Raw genomic sequence first — 15,971 nt, forward strand, 5'->3', positions numbered from 1 at the left:
GCTCAGGCTTCGGCGAGCTCTTGCTTGATTTGCAGCTTTTGTTTCTTGAGCATCTGGATCGTACTTGTGTCCGGAGCTGGTCGGTTCATTTCCTCGCGCAATTGCGCTTCGAGACCTGCGTGCTTGTTCTGTAAAGCTTGGACATGTGTCGATACCATCAAGGCTCTCCTCTTCGCGTGATTACCGCAAAGCGACTCGCCTACGCGCGGACGAGCCGCGAAAGAGCATGAAACCATAGAATCGCTATCTTGAAAAGGCTGTGGCGTTACGTATGCGTTGCGCAACAATGTAAAAACGCCGAACCGATAACGAAGGAGTGGGGCAAGTGAACGAGCAAGAGCTTAGAAAACGGCTTGAATTGCTTCGTTCGGAGCACCGCGATCTGGATGCTGCGATTACCGCGCTGACGGAATCCGGTTCGCAAGACCAACTTCAGATTGCACGCTTGAAGAAACGAAAATTGCGCCTGAAGGACCAGATCGCAATCTTCGAAGATCAATTGCTGCCTGACATTATCGCCTGATTTTTCATCAACCTAAGTGTTTATCCTGGATAATTTGCCTCAATCCGTTCCGGTTTGGGACACGCATAGGCAAAGGCGCGGAAAACATGGTTGCCAGACTGGACGCAGGACGAAACTCCATCTTAACCCAGTTTCATGACGCGCCCTTCAAACCTTTCCCGCCCGATTATTGAATCGCTCTACAGCGAGGCATTGCTGCTGGCTGATGAAACGCGCGCCGTGTTCGCGATGGGGATGGGGGATGCCGCACCCGACGCAAGCGACCGCTTGCGACTGGCGCTTTCGAGCGAAGGGCTGAAAGCCACGACACGCATGATGCATGTGCTGGCGTGGCTGCTGAACCAGCGTGCTTTCTTTTCCGGCGAGTTGAGCGAGAATCAACTTCGCCATCACGGGCGCCTGCCCGATGACAGGCCAAGCAATGCAGACGATCTTGAACTGCTCGAGACTGAGACCCGCGCGTTGATCGAAGAAACGATTCAACTGCACCGCCGCATTGCACGTTTGGATCAAGCGTGGGCTGACGAGTTCGAAACGCAGCCGGTCGTACACGCGCTGCGCGCGAGGCTCGACCGCGCCATCAATATGCGCTGACCCGTCCTAGGCTGCGATCAAAGCCTTCTTCCAGGCTGCCAATCGACCTTCGCGCACGTCGCTATCCATTGCGGGGGTAAAGCTTTGCAGATTGCCGCGCAGCGCCGTTGCCGCTTCGTTCAAGTCGGCGTAAATGCCAGCGCCAGCTGCTGCGAGCATGGCTGTACCCAGAGCTGTCGTTTCCACGAATTCAGGGCGCTCGACAGTCAAATCGAGCATGTCGGCCAAATCTTGCGCCATCCAGTTGTTCGCGCTCATCCCGCCATCGATACGCAACGTTTCCCAAGGTGTGCCATCGGCGGCAAAAGCCATTGCCAGATCGTGGGTCTGATGGGCCATCGCCTCCAGTGCCGCACGCGCCAGCTCAGCCTTGCCAGTTGAAAAACTCAGACCGTTTATCACGCCGCGCGCCTCTGCCTGCCAATGCGGCGCACCAAGGCCGCTCAGCGCTGGCACAATCGTAACCCCGCCACTGTCGGGAATAGACCGCGCAAGCTCTTCTGTCTGACTGGCGACCTCAACGATGCCAAGCGAATCGCGCAGCCATTGGATCAGGCTGCCCGCCACGAATACGGAGCCTTCCAGCGCGTAGGTACGCTGGTCATTGATCTGATACAGGACAGTGCCCAGCAAGCGGTTGGTCGAGCGCGGAATCTCGCCGCCTTTGTTGGTCAGCACGAAAGCGCCAGTGCCATAAGTTGACTTGGTCTCGCCCGGCGAGAGGCAAGCCTGGCCAATGGTGGCCGACTGCTGGTCACCTGCAAGGCCAGTGATAGGGATCTCGCGCCCTAGCCATTCGGCGCTTGCGACCGCGACCTCCCCCGCATTGTCGACAACTTCAGGCAAGGCCGCATGCGGAACGCCGAACAATTCGCAAAGTGCCGGATCGAACAACGCGCCGCCTAGCTCCAGCAACAAGGTTCGGCTGGCGTTGCTCGCATCCGAGATGTGCGCTCCGCCTGAAAGTTTGAAGATCAACCAGCTTTCGATAGTGCCAAATGCCAAAGTGCCCATTTCCGCAGCTGCGCGAACCGCGGGTTCATTTTCGAGCATCCAGCGCATTTTCGTGCCAGAGAAATAGGGGTCAAGCAGCAATCCTGTTCGTGCCTGAACATCACCTTCGTGCCCCGCTTGGCGCAATTCCTGACATGATGGTTCCGTTCTGCGGTCCTGCCATACGATCGCCTTGCAGAGCGGTTCGCCCGTGGTCTTATCCCATGCGACCACCGTTTCACGCTGGTTGGTGATCCCAATACACGAAATGCGATCAGCTCCGCCCGCCTGCTCAGTAACGTCGCGCACACAAGCGAGCGTCTTGTCCCATATTTCCGATGCGTCATGCTCAACCCAGCCGGGCCTTGGATAATGCTGTTCCAGCTCGCGCTGCGCCACATGATGCAGCTTGCCCGCAGAATCGAACAGCATCGCGCGCGTCGAAGTGGTCCCTTCGTCCAGCACCATAATGAAGTCTGACATAATTCTCCCCAAATTCGCTGGCGTGACATGTGCACGACCATCCTTCATATGCAAGTCATGGCTTTACCACCCGAACCATGGCCCACGGGCATCGCCGAACAATGCGAACCGCTGGTGCGGCGCGTCCTCGCCCCTAACCCGTCACCTTACACCTATACCGGCACGCAGACCTATATAGTGGGCAGTGCTGGCGATGTGGCGGTGATTGATCCGGGTCCAAACGAACCTGACCATATTGACGCGATAATGGCTGCGATTGGTGATGCCAAAGTCGCCGCGATCATGTGCACGCACACACACCGCGATCACTCGCCTGCGGCCGCCCCCTTGGCAGAGCGCACCGGCGCGCCGATTGTGGGCTGTGCTCCGCTTGTGATCGACAGCGATCTGCCGCGCAGTGACGAAGCTTTCGATACTACCTATGCGCCAGACCGCGTGTTGGAAGATGGCGAAGCAATGACCGGCGAAGGTTGGACTTTGCGCGCGGTGCATACGCCGGGGCACACATCAAACCACCTCTGCTTCGCGCTGGAAGAGAGCGGCGCGCTGTTCACTGGAGATCATGTGATGGGCTGGTCAACCAGCGTGGTGATCCCGCCTGATGGCGATATGGGCGACTATATGGCGAGCCTTGAACGGCTGCAGGCACGCGAGGACAGGGTGTATTATTCGGCGCACGGGGCGCCGATCGAAAAGCCGCGCCAGCTGGTACGCGGGATGATGGGGCATCGCCGCCAGCGCGAGAACCAGATTCTGCGGCTATTGGGCGAACAAGCTCGCACGATCCCGGACTTCATTCCGGTGATGTATAAGGGCTTGGACGAGCGCCTGCATAAGGCCGCGCAAATGAGCGTGATGGCGCATCTGCTCGATCTGGAGAAACGCGGGCTCGTTGCTCAGGGTGAGAACGAAGTCTGGCAGACAAACTAGCGAGATTTAACTGCGAGCCGGAAAGTCCGAAACTGGGGTGGAAAGCGGACAATATCTGTTCGACCGCGCGCTGATCACAAAAACGGGTAACGACGAAGCCAGCGCTCCTCCCTACAACGGTCTCTGCAAAAACGGGGGTCGGAAATTGGTCACGACACTTCGTAAGTCCGAGGCTGCCGCGTAGGCTGCAGGGACAACCAGCAGAGTCAGGAAAGTGGAAGTGGTCAGCCCGCCGATGATGATGAAGCCCATAGCATTGCGCCACTCTGCTGCATCTGACTGCGCCAGCGCTACCGGCAGCATGCCGAATACGGCAGCAAGCGCGGTCATGAGGACGGGTCGTAAGCGTTTTGGCGCGGCGTTGCGCATTGCAGAAGCCGCATCCTTATCAGCTTCGCAATACCGGTTGGCGAGATCGACAAGCAAGATACCGTTTTTCATCACGATCCCCATCAAAGCGATCATGCCGATTTGCGCGAACAGGCTCATTTCCTGGCCCGCCGCCCACATCAGGAAGTAGGCGCCGGAGAACGACAGTGGTGCCGTAAGCATAATGATGATGGGTTGCCCGAAGCTATTGAACTGGCTGGCGAGCACGATGTAGAGCGCGACGATTGCGAGCGCGAATGCAAAGATAATCGCCTCGCTGGTTTCGGCGAGGAGACGGGCAGTGCCTTCCATTCGCGTCGCCAAGCCGGCAGGTGGCGGATTGGCGGCAAGCAACTCTTCCACATCAGCCACGGCAACGCTCAGCGCCACACCGGGAGCCGTATTGGCGAGCACTGAAATCTGGCGCGATCGATCGATGCGCTCAATTTCCGCAGCGCTCAATGCAACGTCAACATCGGCAATCGCAGCAAGATCGACCAGGGTGCCCTGTCCGGTCCTGAGCGGAAGTGCCTCGACGTCGCCAAGCCCCTTTCGTCCACTTTCCTCGAGGCGCACGCGAATGTCATAGCGACGTCCATCAGCCTCGAATGTGCCTGCATCGCTTCCGCCGACCAGCGTTCGCGATGCGGCGGCCAGGTTGCGCGCCGAAATCCCGAGATCGGCGGCCCGGTCGCGGTCGAAGGCGATCTGCAGTTCCGGCCTGCCACCTTCGTAGGACGAGCGCACGTCGACAAATTCGGATCGTGCGGCCAGCTCGCCCTCCAGCCACCGCGCGTAGTCGTTGATGGCTGCGGTGTCCGGTCCGGTTATTATCAGTTCAATTGCAGTCTGTCCGACCCCGGCACCCGATACCCACGGAACCTCCTCCACGGACACCTCCTGTGCTGCCGGAACATCTCCCATTATCTCGTTCCGTGCGAAGGTCATCACGTCGTCCTGCGTCGCCTCGCGCGACCGCTTGGGCCTCAACCCGATATAGACTTCCAGCTCATTGATCTTGGGATTGGTTCCGCTGCCCGCACTCACGAAAACGAGTTCGACTTCCGGATTCTGGCGCAGTGAGGAATCGACCTGCTCTGCCGCCTTCTTCGCTTCGGAAACCCCTGTCCCAAGAGGAAGCTTGATCGTCGCAAGGAATTCGGATCGATCCGTTGTGGACATGAAGGTGCTTGGAACGAGCGCTGCAAAAAATCCGCCGATCAGGACGCTTGCGAGCGCGCCGCCAAGCACGAGATAACGGCGGTTGATCGCCCAAGACACGAGCCTTTCGTAGAGTTGACGCATCTCGATATGGAACCGTTCAATGCGTCCGAACCAGCCACTTTCCGCGTGTTCGGGGCGAAGCAACCTCGCCGATAGTGCAGGTGCAAGCGTGAAGGCGACCAGCATCGACACGCTGACCGAAAAGACGATTGCCAGACCGTATTGAAAGAAGAAACGACCAACAATTCCTTCCATGAAGGCGATCGGCACAAACACCGCCAGCGTTGCGAATGTGCCTGCCAGCACGGCCAAGGCCACTCGTCTGGTTGCGGTGTGGGCGGCTTCGGTCGCATTTTTCCCTTCATCAACGTCGTTCTGGACCGCCTCAACCACAACGATGGCATCGTCGACCAACAGGCCGATAGCGACTGTCAGCGCCAGCAACGTGACCATGTTAACGGTAAAATCGAAAGCCGCGAATGCAACAAAAGTTGCGACAATCGAGGTCGGAATAGCAAGCAGCACGATGACCGTCGCGCGCCAGCTAAGGAGAAACAGGAAGGTCACCGCCACCACCAGCACCACGGCAATGAATAGGTCGAACAGCACGTCGCCGATGGCCTGCTCAATAAAGCGAGACGTGTCGCGAGCGATGATGAAATTGATACCCTTGGGAGCGGTGGTCCGGATGCTTTCGATTTCTGCGCGGATCTGTTCTGCCACCGCGACCGTGTTCTCTCCGCTTTGCTTGCGGACTTCGAGAACAACGCCCGGTTCCCCATCGAGCTGGGCATAGCTCTCCTCGTCCTCAATGGAGTCCTCGACCCGCCCTACATCGCCGATCCGAACAGTCTGTCCATTGGGCCGGTAAAGGATCGGTATTGCGGCAAATTCCGCCGCCGTTCGTGCTTGGGCAAGGGTGCGGATGCCGAACTGGCGCGTACGCCCCTCGGTAACCAGGCGCCCGCCCGGCAGCTCAGCATTCTCGCGTTGGATTGCGCCGAGCACATCCTCTGCCGTTACTCCGCGCGCGCGCATCGCAGCCGCATCGAGCCATATGCGCATTTCGCGTTCTCGCCCGCCAACCAGCTCGACCGAACCGACGCCGGGCACTCGCTGCAATCGCTCTTTCACCTCCTCATCTGCAAAAGTGGTCAGGTCGCGGATGGGCATGTCGCCTGACAACAGAACCGACAGGATCGGCGCGGCATCGGGATCGACTTTCTCGATGACCGGCGGTTCGGAATCGTCCGGCAGATCGGCCGCGAGCCGCGACATCTTGTCGCGTACTTCCTGCGCCTTGAGATCGGCGTCCTCCTCCAGCTCGAACTCGAGATTGACGATGCTTACACCCTCGGCGCTAATCGATCGCATCTGGCGCAAGCCGGAGATCGTGTTGAGCTGTTCCTCTATGACGTCGGTGACTTCGGTTTCCATGGTGCCCGGCGAAGCGCCGGGCAGAGCTGTCGTTACAGATACGTATGGAAACTCTACCTCAGGAAAGAGGTCGACCCCGAGCCGGTTGAACGAGACCAAGCCAAGTACGACGAGCGAAGCGATTAGCATCGTCGCGAATACCGGTCGCCGGATCGAAACGTCTGCAAGCCACATATCAGCTTGCGCCGCGGGTTCGGCGTGATTTGAGCGGCTCGTCATTCCGCAATGTGGCCGGAGGATCGAGAATAACCTCGTCGCCCGGTTCCAGCCCTGAACGGATACGCACCTGATCGAGATCGATACTCTCAAACGCCACTTCCCGGCGCTGTGCCTTTCCGTTTACGACCACGAAGACGTAGGCCGCAGCACTGTCGCCGAGTATTGCTGGGCGGGGCAAAACGATCGCTTGCACTGGCGGCACCGAGATCTCGGCTCTGACTGCCAGCCCTGAACTGATGCGGTAATCGGGATTGGCGATCGGCAGCCGCAGTTCGACCATCCGGCTTTCAGGATCGACCCGGTCGTTGATGATGTACACGGTACTGTCGAATGGCTGCTCGAATCCTTCGATGAAGACCCGCGCTGGCATGTTGCGTCGAAACGCGTCGACATATTCCTGCGGCGCGTTGACGATGGCGGCAACGATCCCGAGCTCTTGCAATTCCAACGCGGCTGATTGCCGTCCCATCGAAAAGCGATTGTTCAGGTATACACCTTCATCGACCATCCGCGCGGTTACAACCCCATCGTATGGCGCGCGCGTGATTGTGTCGGCCAATGCCTGCTGTGCGGTGCCAAGGGCCGCCTGAGCCTGTGCCTTCTGCGCCCGCGCTACAGCCAGCTCCGTCTCAGCCGCGTCAACCTGTGCTTTCGAAACGAAACCTCTTGGGGCAAGGGCCATAACGCGATCGTAACGCCTTTCAGCCTCAATCGCTTGCGCGCTTGTCAGATCGACTGCTGCCTGCGCTTCAACTACGCTTCGCTGATAGTCGGCCTGGCGGATACGAAAAAGCGGTTGTCCGCGAGAAACCCTGTCGCCGACCTTGACGAAAATTCGTTCTACCGGCCCTTCGGTAAGCGCACCAATTGCACTGCGCTGTTTGGCTGCAATCGTGCCGAATGCCTTAACTGGTTCAGCGAACGGTTGGGGTTCGACGATTGTCGTCGTAACTTCGCGCGGCTCTGTCTGAGCTTCTGGCGCAGCCTCATCCCCTTCAGTTTCACCCGAACAGCCAGCCAGGGTCAGCGCAAACACAGCCACCCCACCAAGAGCAAGACGCGCTAGCATATGTAGGCACCTCTACCGCTGGCAAGCAGGACGGGCAACGCGCTGTCGTCACCGACCATTTCTGTGGCAAGGGAGAGTCCTCCCGATCCCTCGATTCTAGTGGTCACGTTCTCCATATCGCGACCCACTATATTGTAAGTTGCTTTACAGTAAATAGCTTTATCTAAATCGATGCTGTGTTAAGGTGCTCCGCATGGCAACCAAGCTCGAAAATGATGCCGACGAAAAGGCAGCAGCCTTCCTAACCGATCAAGACCGATTGGTTTTTCTCTTGGAAGAGCTGACAAGACGATTGCGTCGCACCTTCGACACCTCACTAGAACAGTTTGGCCTCACTCGTACCCAGTGGCGTGCATTGGCCTATCTCTACCGCACACCCGGCATGACCCAGACCGAACTGGCTGGGCAACTGGAACTGGAGCGGGCAAGCATCGGGCAAGCAATCGACCGGCTGGAAAATCTGGGCTTGGTCGAGCGGCGCAGCGCCGAAGACGACCGGCGCGTGTGGCAGGTGCACCTCCAGCCCGATGCAATCGACTTGCTTCCAAAAATGCGGGTCGAGGCGGATCAGGTCTATGAGCGCTTGCTTGAGGGAATAAAGGACGAGGACTTGGAAGCATTCAAGTCTACCTTGGCCACAATGCAGCGCAATTTGGGCGATGCCTAACGGGAGGGATGGTCGCCCGAACAGAACGCTACATGGCCAGCTGGATTTGGCCCCATCCCCGAGAAGCGGTGGCAATTTTGCTACTTGGCCATTTGCTTCCGCCATTGGGTCGTGAGCGGACTTAGGCGTATTCCCCCTTCGCAAAGGCTTCGGCCATTGCGAACTTCTGGATCTTGCCTGATCCGGTGAGAGGAAATTCCTTGACCCATACCCAATGCGCAGGCGTCTTTTGAGGTGACAATCGCGCGCGAATAAAGCTGCGCAACTCGCTATCATCGGGTCGCTGAGCGCCCTCTGCCAGTCGCAAGAACGCGGCAACAATCTCGCCCCATTTTTCGTCCGGCACACCTACCACCGCGACTTCGGCGATCACCGGATGTTCCAACAAGGCGGCTTCGATTTCGGCGGGAAACAGATTTTCGCCGCCACGAATAATCATCTCTTTCACACGGCCCGTGATCTTCACATAGCCACGTGAATCCATGCTGCCCAGGTCACCGGTATGCAGCCAGCCGTCCGCGTCGATCGTCTCCGCGGTGGCCTGAGGATTGTCATTATAGCCCGCCATCACGTTGAATCCGCGCATGCAAATCTCGCCTTGTTCGTTCGGTGCGCAGATTGAATTGTCCGACGGATTGCGGATCGCGACTTCCATATGGCTGCATGGTTGGCCAATGGTCTCCGTCAAATCAGGCCCGGTATCGGTTGGCCATGCAGCTGTGATCGCCGGCGAAGTCTCGGTCTGGCCGTAAACGATCAGGATCGGCACCCCGAAAATCTCTTGCGCGGCGCGATTCAGCTCAGGTTGGACCATGGCTCCGCCGCTGACGATTGTCTCTACGCATTTCACATCCGTTCCGGTTGCTCTGGCAGCTTCGATAAGCGCAAAGATCATAGTCGAGACGCCGCCGATAACCTCGGGTTTCTCGCGCGCAATTCCACTCACCACCGCCGCGGGATCGAAAACGGTGACCAATAGAATTGTCGCTCCATGGCTGAGCGCGCCCAGTACACATACGGCGCTTCCGGCCGTGTGGAACAGCGGGAAAGGGCATAGCAACTGCTTGCCCGGCGCCAGATTCCAGCGCACGAACACGTCGTGATTGCTCTGCAATAGCCCGTGCTGATGCAGCAAAACGCCTTTCGGGAAACCCGTGGTTCCAGAGGTGTACTGAATCATGCAGATATCATGCGGTATGGTTTCGCGTAGTTCGCCATCACCTGCACCCGCGAACAGGTCAGCGTGATCCTCTATATCGATGACATAATCCGCCGCGGGCAACCCGGCGGCACCTTCATCCACGATCGGCCTCAAGGCTGAGCCGCGGACATGCGGCTGGTAGTAAACCGCAGCCGAACCTGACTGCTCCAATACATAATGCACTTCGCGCGGTGTGAACGACGGGTTTACAGTGACGATGGTTAGACCCGCCAATGCCGCGCCAAGCTGCACAATAATCCACTCGGGACAATTACCCGCCATGATCGCGATACGCGTGCCGGCTGGGTGGCGCGCCGCCAAAGCTCGCCCGCAACGCTCGGTATCGCTCAACAGCTCGGCATAGGTCCATTCGCGCCCCACAGTGCCATCGGCCAACATCTCGCGCAGTGCCAATCCATCACCGTGCGTTTCCACCTGTTCGCGCAGCATTTCTTCGATTGTGCGTTCGCGCATCGGCGTGTCGGCTTGCGCCGGACAGTATGCTTCAGTGAGGTTTAGCTTGTACATCGCAATCATCTCCCGCCAATCTGGCTACCATAGCTGCGACCTAAAGCACTCGCAAAATGCCATATTCTGCCTATATGGGAAGCGAATTCCCTGATCTTACCGGATATGATTGATGAGCGTAGAAACCAAAGTCCCTACTGGCACAGACTTACTCGCGGAGATTGACCGCCTGCGTAAAGAGCGGAATGCGGTAATTCTGGCGCATTATTACCAGACGCCGGACATTCAGGATATCGCGGACTTTGTTGGAGATTCGCTGCAACTGTCGCAAATGGCGGCGGAAACGGATGCAGATGTCATCGCATTCTGCGGCGTGAAATTCATGGCGGACACCGCCAAGATACTGTCCCCTGAAAAGATCGTCGTGCTGCCCGATATGGATGCCGGTTGTTCGCTTGAAGACAGCTGCCCGCCGGAAAAGTTCAAGGCTTTCCGCGAGGCACACCCCGATCATATCGCGCTGACCTACATCAATTGCAGCACCGAGGTGAAGGCGCTGTCGGACGTGATCGTCACCAGTTCCAGCGCGGAAACGATCCTGCAAAAGATCCCGCGCGACCAGAAGATCATCTTCGGGCCTGACCGGCATCTGGGCGGCTATCTCAGCCGCAAGTTTGATCGCGAAATGCTGTTGTGGCCAGGCGTTTGCATTGTGCACGAGGCGTTTAGCGAGACAGAGCTGCTCAAGCTGAAAGAGCAATATCCCGGCGCACCGGTTGCCGCGCACCCCGAATGCCCGCCGACGATTATCGATCACGCAGACTATGTCGGATCAACCAGCGGCATCCTGAAATTCGCGCAGGAATTTGAAGGTGACACACTGATCGTGGCGACCGAGCCGCACATCATCCACCAGATGGAAAAGGCGCTGCCGGAAAAGAATTTTATCGGCGCACCGGGCGCAGACGGTAACTGCAGCTGCAACATCTGCCCATATATGGCGCTCAATACGATGGAGAAGCTCTACGTCGCGCTGCGCGATCTGGAGCCTCGCATCGAGATTGAGGAAGAACTGCGACTGAAGGCCAAGGCGAGCTTGGACAAGATGTTGGAAATGGCCAGCGGAGCAGTCGGCAAGGGCGATTTGGGGAAGGTTTAACTTCTCACCCTTGCGACACCGCGAGCTAGGACCAGCGCGCTGCCGAGCAGCACCATGCCAGCAATATCGAGCAGTGTGAGCACTTCGCCGAAGACTTGATAGCCGATCAATGCGGCAACGGCTGGCTGTGTCAAAAGCGCCAACCCGATCACCAATGGCGGAAAATGGCGCAGGCTGAACACCAGCAATCCCTGTCCGACAAGCTGGCTGGATATGAACAGAATCAGGATCGGGGTCCAATCGTTTGGCCAAACCGGCTCCCCGTTGATCAAGGCAATTGCCAGCAGAAGGGGGCAAGCGAAAATGCTGACCCAGACCAGCAAACTCCACCCGCCAATCGTTTGCCGCGCACCTTGAAGATTGATGAGATACACCGCGTACAGGAGACCTGCGGTCAAACAGAACAGGTCCCCGATCAGCGTAGTGGTCGAAATATCCGCACTACGCCCCATCAGAATTGCCGCGCCTGCAAGCGCAAAGACAATCGCGGTCCATTCCGTGCCGCGCGGCAGGCTGCGCGAAAGGATAAAGCCCCATAATAACAACACGATACTTCCGGCATTGCCGAACAGCGTGGCGTTGCCTAGTCGGGTCATCTCAATCCCGACATGCCAGCTTGCCAGATCAAGCCCGAATGCCACCGCGCCCAACGCCACGAACATCAAAGTTCGGCGCGGGATTCCAGTTAGAGCTTGGCCGCTAAACCGCGCAAACACGGCCAGGAAGGGCAAAGCCAAGAGCAACCGCCAGAAGCCTGCGCTGACCGGACCGGTGTCGGCCAAGCGCACGAACCACGGCCCTATCGCCAATGCGACATTGCCCGCAAGCAAGGCAAGCAAAAGCAACCAGCCACGCGGACGGGAAAGTTCTGCTGGCATACCCCCATCATTTTCCATGGTTGCGCACTAGCTGCTTCGCCCCCAAGTGCCTATTACAAAGAGACAAAGACGAAGGAAATTCAATTGCACGACACGCTGTTCCAGCCGCTCAAAATGGGTGCACTCGAAGCGAAGAACCGGATTTTCATGGCGCCGCTAACGCGTGGACGCGCTGCAGAGCCGATGTTCGTTCCGAACGAACTGATGGCGCAATATTATGGTCAGCGCGCAGGCGCGGGCATGATCCTGACCGAGGCGACAGGCATCAGTGTAGAGGGACTTGGATGGCCTTCCGCCCCTGGTATCTGGAGCAACGAGCAGACCGAGGCGTGGAAAGCCTCGACCAAGGCCTTGCATGATCGCGGCGGCCTGATCGTGATGCAATTGTGGCACATGGGCCGGATTGTTCACCCATACTTCCTCGGCGGCGAGCCTCCCTTCTCTGCCAGCGCGACCAAGGCGCCCGGTGAGGCACATACGCCCGGAGGCAAGAGCGAATATGCGACCGCGCGGGAAATGACCCATGAGGACATCAAGCGCACGATTGCTGACTATCGCCGTGCCGCGGAAAACGCCAAGGCTGCAGGCTTTGATGGCGTGCAATTGCACGGCGCGAACGGATATCTGGTTGACCAGTTCCTGAGGGACAAGACCAATCTGCGGACCGATGAATATGGTGGATCGCCGGAGAACCGCACCCGCTTCATGCGCGAAGTGCTGGAGCAATTGATCGACGTGTGGGGTGCGGACCGCGTGGGTATCCGCTTGTCGCCCAATGGCGATAGCCAAGGCACTGACGACAGCAATCCAGCGGCAACTTTCGGTGCGGCGGCCAAGGTTTGCGAAGATCTGGGCCTTGCTTTTGTCGAGCTGCGGGAACCGGGACCGGACGGCACTTTCGGACAAACCGATGTGCCCAAGCAAAGCCCGTTGATCCGCGAAATCTACTCGGGCGCGCTCATCCTCAACAGCGACTACACCGCGGAAGAAGCAGAGGCAGATGTCAGTTCAGGCAAATGCGATGCGGTGAGCTTTGGTCGGCCCTATATTTCCAATCCCGATCTGGAAGATCGCATTCGCCAGGGCGCGCATTGGAACCCTAATAAGGATGTACCCAAAAGCTGGTACTTCCCCATCCCAGAGGGATATGTCGACTATCCCACGCTGGCTGAAGAGCAAGCGGCCTAGCCTTCTGGCGGTTGTGGCGGTTGTGGCGGCGCGGGCTGATTGTCCGCACCGTCACCACTAGTCACAGTGACACTCGTCTCGACGCTGGACGAACCATCTTCATTCTCAGTCACCGTTACCGTGCGTTCTTCGCGGATCGGCGGAGACTGGGATTGCAATTGATCTAGCGGCAACATGTCGTCGCTGATCGATCCTCCCAGAACCTCGCCTTCGGCCTCGCGCGCATCATCGGCTCTATCGGGCACATCTCCGCTGCAAGCTGACGTAAAGACCAGCGCTGGCAAAAGTGCAATTGTCAAACCTCGCATGATCGTCTCCGGGCGACACGCGCCAAATGTTCAAAGAATTCAGGGGCAGTTGTCATCAGGGCTTCGTCCCATTGCGCAGGGCTGATGTCCAGTCCCAAGCGTTTGAGGCTGGTCACGCCAAATCCCTCAATCCCGCACGGCACGATACCGGTGAAGTGCGAGAGATCAGGGTCCAGATTGACGGAGAAGCCGTGCATCGTCACCCACCGGCGCACACGCACGCCGATCGCACCGATTTTGGCTTCGCGCCCATCAATGTCCCTGGTCCATATACCCACGCGGCCATCCACCGCCCAGCTTTCAACACCGAATGTCTTGAGCGTTTCGATCACCCACTGTTCGATGCCATGCACAAAACAGCGTACATCCTTGCCGCGCTCTGTCAGGTTGAGCAGCACATAACCCACACGTTGTCCCGGACCGTGATAAGTGTAGCGTCCGCCCCGCCCGGCCTCGACCACTTCGAAACGTGGGTCGAGCAACTCGTCGCGCGCGGCGCTGGTCCCAGCCGTGTAAACCGGCGGATGTTCCAGCAGCCAGATCAGTTCGCGCGCATTTCCAGCCGCAATCGCGGCGTTGCGTTGCTCCATCGCTGCCAGCGCTTCACGATACGGAACCTGCCGTTCGTCTCGCTGCCATTCAATCGCGTCTGTGGTTTCACTGCTCATTGCCAATTGCGTGGGGACTATCAACGCGCTTATCAAGAGAAAAGGCGATCAAGCCGCGCGGGAGAATTGGCAATGAAGTTCGATATGGGGCGGGCCTGGTCAGACGCGATGACGTTGCTGTCCAACAATAGCAGACTGATCGTGATATTGGCGGGCGTGTTTCTGTTCTTGCCTTCTCTGGTCTTGGGCGTGTTTGCGCCTAGCACAGAACTTGAGGCCGCAGCAGCGGGCAGCTCCGAACAGATGCAAGCGGCGATGGCGGCTTATTTGAGCACAAGCTGGCCGATAATCGTAATCTATGCGTTAGCGAGCACCATCGGGACGCTGGCATTGCTCGCCTTGCTCGGCCGAGATCAAAAACCCACCGTTGGTGAAGCAATCAAGATCGGCGCTATTGCCCTGCTGCCCTATCTGGCCGCATCGCTGATTATCGGTGCAGGCATTGGCCTTGTAGCTGGTGTCGTTGTTGCGATCGGCGCGGCGGCTGGCCCTGCGGTGGCCGCTTTGCTTGGATTTGTGGTGCTGATCGGCATCCTGCTGGTTGCCTTCAGGTTGATTCTGGTTGGCCCGGTTATGGCGATTGAAGGGACGCTCAACCCGATTGAAGCTCTGCGCCGCTCGTGGACATTGGTGAAAGGCAACACCCGCTATGTGGCTGCGTTCATGATCCTGCTGTTCATTGCACTGTTTGTCCTGTCGCCTGTAATCGGGATGGTATTCGGCGTGATCGGCGCGCTGGTGCCCAGCGGGACCGTTACGATCTGGGTAAACGCCATTTTCGAAGGATTGATCGGGGCAGTTGGTTCAGCAGTATTCCTGGCTGTCTATGCAGCGATGCACAGGCAACTGGCCGGTGAAAGCCCAAAAAGCCTTAGCCAGACCTTTGACTAGGCGTTAGCCCTCGCCATCTGCCTTCCAGCCCCAGAACAGCTTGCACGGCAAGATGTTCAGCCATTCGAAGCCCTTGTCGATGCGCGCATAGTGCGGGCGCATATAACCAAGGCATGCAGCCGTGAACTGGTAAACCAGAAACGCGCCGCCGGGACGCAGAGCCTTGTGCGTTGCTTCGCCAATTGCCGGAGCAACACCAGCCGGCAGTGTCGAGAACGGCAGTCCTGACAGGATATAGCCAGCATTCTCAAATCCATGCTCGGCGATGATCTGTTCCACATCAGCAGCAGAGCCGTGGACCGCAATGAAACGTTTATCGCGGATCCTCTTGCGCAGATAGTCAATTTAGAGCGGGTTGGTGTCGATAACGATCAATGTCGCATCGCCGCGCAACCGCTCCAGCATAAAACGGCAAAACGTGCCGATCCCGGGACCATATTCGACAAACAGATTGCAATTGCCCAATCGACCGATGCCAGCATCTTGCGCACGGTGAAACGTGAGGAGGGAATGATCGAACCGACCATCTGTGGATACTCCACAAACCCGCGAAAAAACACCGCGCACTGCGCGGCATATTGGGAGAAGCGCTCGGTTAAGCGCCGTTTGATTTCAATGGCTTTGGTAGTCATGAGGTGGGAATCGCGCTCCGCGTCAACTCGCTGGGGGGATGGCTAGCAGGTCGAATCGCAGATGCGCGAT

The 15,971-nt window shown here is 58.1% G+C and carries 15 protein-coding genes and 1 pseudogene; 7 read left to right on the forward strand and 9 right to left on the reverse strand.

All coding sequences use genetic code 11. The annotated features are described in order from the left end of the window. Positions 1–2: 2 nt before the first annotated feature. Positions 3–158 (reverse strand): YdcH family protein, encoded by a 156-nt coding sequence (locus QQX03_RS10720; protein WP_285975719.1) that lies wholly within the window; start codon positions 156–158, stop codon positions 3–5. A 167-nt stretch (positions 159–325) separates the two neighbouring features. Between QQX03_RS10720 and QQX03_RS10725 the strand changes: the two genes are divergently transcribed. Both QQX03_RS10725 and QQX03_RS10730 read left to right on the forward strand, forming a co-directional pair. After that, on the forward strand, positions 326–523 hold the full coding sequence (locus tag QQX03_RS10725) for a YdcH family protein (RefSeq protein WP_285975720.1): 198 nt from the start codon (positions 326–328) through the stop codon (positions 521–523). A gap of 135 nt (positions 524–658) precedes the next feature. Next, positions 659–1,117: a DUF1465 family protein gene (locus QQX03_RS10730; RefSeq protein WP_285975721.1), complete on the forward strand. Its 459-nt coding sequence runs from the start codon at positions 659–661 to the stop codon at positions 1,115–1,117. Between the two features lie 6 nt (positions 1,118–1,123). Here the strand turns inward: QQX03_RS10730 and glpK are convergent, their stop codons facing one another. Next, complete coding sequence (gene glpK, locus QQX03_RS10735) at positions 1,124–2,593, reverse strand: glycerol kinase GlpK (RefSeq protein WP_285975722.1); 1,470 nt, start codon at positions 2,591–2,593, stop codon at positions 1,124–1,126. A gap of 57 nt (positions 2,594–2,650) precedes the next feature. On the opposite strand from glpK, the gene QQX03_RS10740 reads away from it, so the two are divergent. Continuing rightward, positions 2,651–3,523 (forward strand): MBL fold metallo-hydrolase, encoded by an 873-nt coding sequence (locus tag QQX03_RS10740; protein WP_285975723.1) that lies wholly within the window; start codon positions 2,651–2,653, stop codon positions 3,521–3,523. 111 nt (positions 3,524–3,634) lie between these two features. Here the strand turns inward: QQX03_RS10740 and QQX03_RS10745 are convergent, their stop codons facing one another. Together QQX03_RS10745 and QQX03_RS10750 are read right to left on the reverse strand one after the other, a co-directional pair. Then, positions 3,635–6,772 carry an efflux RND transporter permease subunit gene (locus QQX03_RS10745; protein WP_285975724.1) on the reverse strand — a complete coding sequence of 1,046 codons (3,138 nt, stop codon included), beginning with the start codon at positions 6,770–6,772 and terminating at the stop codon, positions 3,635–3,637. After that, positions 6,729–7,841, reverse strand: a complete 1,113-nt coding sequence (locus tag QQX03_RS10750; RefSeq protein ID WP_285975725.1) for an efflux RND transporter periplasmic adaptor subunit — start codon at positions 7,839–7,841, stop codon at positions 6,729–6,731. Before QQX03_RS10750 ends, QQX03_RS10745 begins: the two co-directional genes overlap by 44 nt. Positions 7,842–8,034: 193 nt before the next feature. Between QQX03_RS10750 and QQX03_RS10755 the strand changes: the two genes are divergently transcribed. Continuing rightward, on the forward strand, positions 8,035–8,508 hold the full coding sequence (locus tag QQX03_RS10755; protein ID WP_285975726.1) for a MarR family winged helix-turn-helix transcriptional regulator: 474 nt from the start codon (positions 8,035–8,037) through the stop codon (positions 8,506–8,508). A 121-nt stretch (positions 8,509–8,629) separates the two neighbouring features. Here QQX03_RS10755 and QQX03_RS10760 read toward each other — a convergent pair whose 3' ends face one another. Further along, positions 8,630–10,237, reverse strand: coding sequence for a class I adenylate-forming enzyme family protein (locus QQX03_RS10760; RefSeq protein WP_285975727.1), 1,608 nt, complete (start codon positions 10,235–10,237; stop codon positions 8,630–8,632). 112 nt (positions 10,238–10,349) lie between these two features. Between QQX03_RS10760 and nadA the strand changes: the two genes are divergently transcribed. Beyond that, positions 10,350–11,336, forward strand: a complete 987-nt coding sequence (gene nadA, locus QQX03_RS10765) for a quinolinate synthase NadA (RefSeq protein ID WP_285975728.1) — start codon at positions 10,350–10,352, stop codon at positions 11,334–11,336. On the opposite strand, the gene QQX03_RS10770 is transcribed toward nadA, so the two are convergent. Continuing rightward, on the reverse strand, positions 11,333–12,232 hold the full coding sequence (locus tag QQX03_RS10770; protein WP_285975729.1) for a DMT family transporter: 900 nt from the start codon (positions 12,230–12,232) through the stop codon (positions 11,333–11,335). The two genes, nadA and QQX03_RS10770, sit on opposite strands and share 4 nt — an antisense overlap. A 66-nt stretch (positions 12,233–12,298) precedes the next feature. Between QQX03_RS10770 and QQX03_RS10775 the strand changes: the two genes are divergently transcribed. After that, positions 12,299–13,402: an alkene reductase gene (locus tag QQX03_RS10775; protein ID WP_285975730.1), complete on the forward strand. Its 1,104-nt coding sequence runs from the start codon at positions 12,299–12,301 to the stop codon at positions 13,400–13,402. Here the strand turns inward: QQX03_RS10775 and QQX03_RS10780 are convergent. Both QQX03_RS10780 and lipB read right to left on the reverse strand, forming a co-directional pair. After that, the gene (locus QQX03_RS10780) at positions 13,399–13,710 is read right to left on the reverse strand and encodes a hypothetical protein (protein ID WP_285975731.1); all 312 of its coding nucleotides are present in this window, start codon (positions 13,708–13,710) and stop codon (positions 13,399–13,401) included. The genes QQX03_RS10775 and QQX03_RS10780 overlap by 4 nt on opposite strands. Beyond that, positions 13,698–14,378, reverse strand: a complete 681-nt coding sequence (lipB, locus tag QQX03_RS10785; RefSeq protein ID WP_285975732.1) for a lipoyl(octanoyl) transferase LipB — start codon at positions 14,376–14,378, stop codon at positions 13,698–13,700. Before lipB ends, QQX03_RS10780 begins: the two co-directional genes overlap by 13 nt. A gap of 72 nt (positions 14,379–14,450) precedes the next feature. Here lipB and QQX03_RS10790 point away from each other — a divergent pair, with 72 nt between their 5' ends. Beyond that, entirely contained in the window at positions 14,451–15,269 is an 819-nt protein-coding gene (locus QQX03_RS10790) for a DUF7847 domain-containing protein (RefSeq protein ID WP_285975733.1), read from the forward strand. Positions 15,270–15,272: 3 nt separating this feature from the next. Here QQX03_RS10790 and QQX03_RS10795 read toward each other — a convergent pair. After that, a pseudogene (locus QQX03_RS10795) lies at positions 15,273–15,901 on the reverse strand (class I SAM-dependent methyltransferase). Positions 15,902–15,971: the final 70 nt, after the last annotated feature.

The sequence above is a fragment of the Altererythrobacter rubellus genome (assembly GCF_030284385.1).
Classification (GTDB): Bacteria; Pseudomonadota; Alphaproteobacteria; order Sphingomonadales; family Sphingomonadaceae; genus Erythrobacter; species Erythrobacter rubellus.

Excerpts from the sequence above, each read along its gene's own strand:
- QQX03_RS10720 (WP_285975719.1), bottom strand. The coding sequence starts at position 158 with ATGGTATCGACACATGTCCAAGCTTTACAGAACAAGCACGCAGGTCTC.
- QQX03_RS10730 (WP_285975721.1), top strand. The coding sequence starts at position 659 with ATGACGCGCCCTTCAAACCTTTCCCGCCCGATTATTGAATCGCTCTAC.
- glpK (WP_285975722.1), bottom strand. The coding sequence starts at position 2,593 with ATGTCAGACTTCATTATGGTGCTGGACGAAGGGACCACTTCGACGCGC.
- QQX03_RS10740 (WP_285975723.1), top strand. The coding sequence starts at position 2,651 with ATGGCTTTACCACCCGAACCATGGCCCACGGGCATCGCCGAACAATGC.
- QQX03_RS10745 (WP_285975724.1), bottom strand. The coding sequence starts at position 6,772 with ATGACGAGCCGCTCAAATCACGCCGAACCCGCGGCGCAAGCTGATATG.
- QQX03_RS10750 (WP_285975725.1), bottom strand. The coding sequence starts at position 7,841 with ATGCTAGCGCGTCTTGCTCTTGGTGGGGTGGCTGTGTTTGCGCTGACC.
- QQX03_RS10755 (WP_285975726.1), top strand. The coding sequence starts at position 8,035 with ATGGCAACCAAGCTCGAAAATGATGCCGACGAAAAGGCAGCAGCCTTC.
- QQX03_RS10760 (WP_285975727.1), bottom strand. The coding sequence starts at position 10,237 with ATGTACAAGCTAAACCTCACTGAAGCATACTGTCCGGCGCAAGCCGAC.
- nadA (WP_285975728.1), top strand. The coding sequence starts at position 10,350 with ATGAGCGTAGAAACCAAAGTCCCTACTGGCACAGACTTACTCGCGGAG.
- QQX03_RS10770 (WP_285975729.1), bottom strand. The coding sequence starts at position 12,232 with ATGGAAAATGATGGGGGTATGCCAGCAGAACTTTCCCGTCCGCGTGGC.
- QQX03_RS10780 (WP_285975731.1), bottom strand. The coding sequence starts at position 13,710 with ATGCGAGGTTTGACAATTGCACTTTTGCCAGCGCTGGTCTTTACGTCA.
- lipB (WP_285975732.1), bottom strand. The coding sequence starts at position 14,378 with ATGAGCAGTGAAACCACAGACGCGATTGAATGGCAGCGAGACGAACGG.
- QQX03_RS10790 (WP_285975733.1), top strand. The coding sequence starts at position 14,451 with ATGAAGTTCGATATGGGGCGGGCCTGGTCAGACGCGATGACGTTGCTG.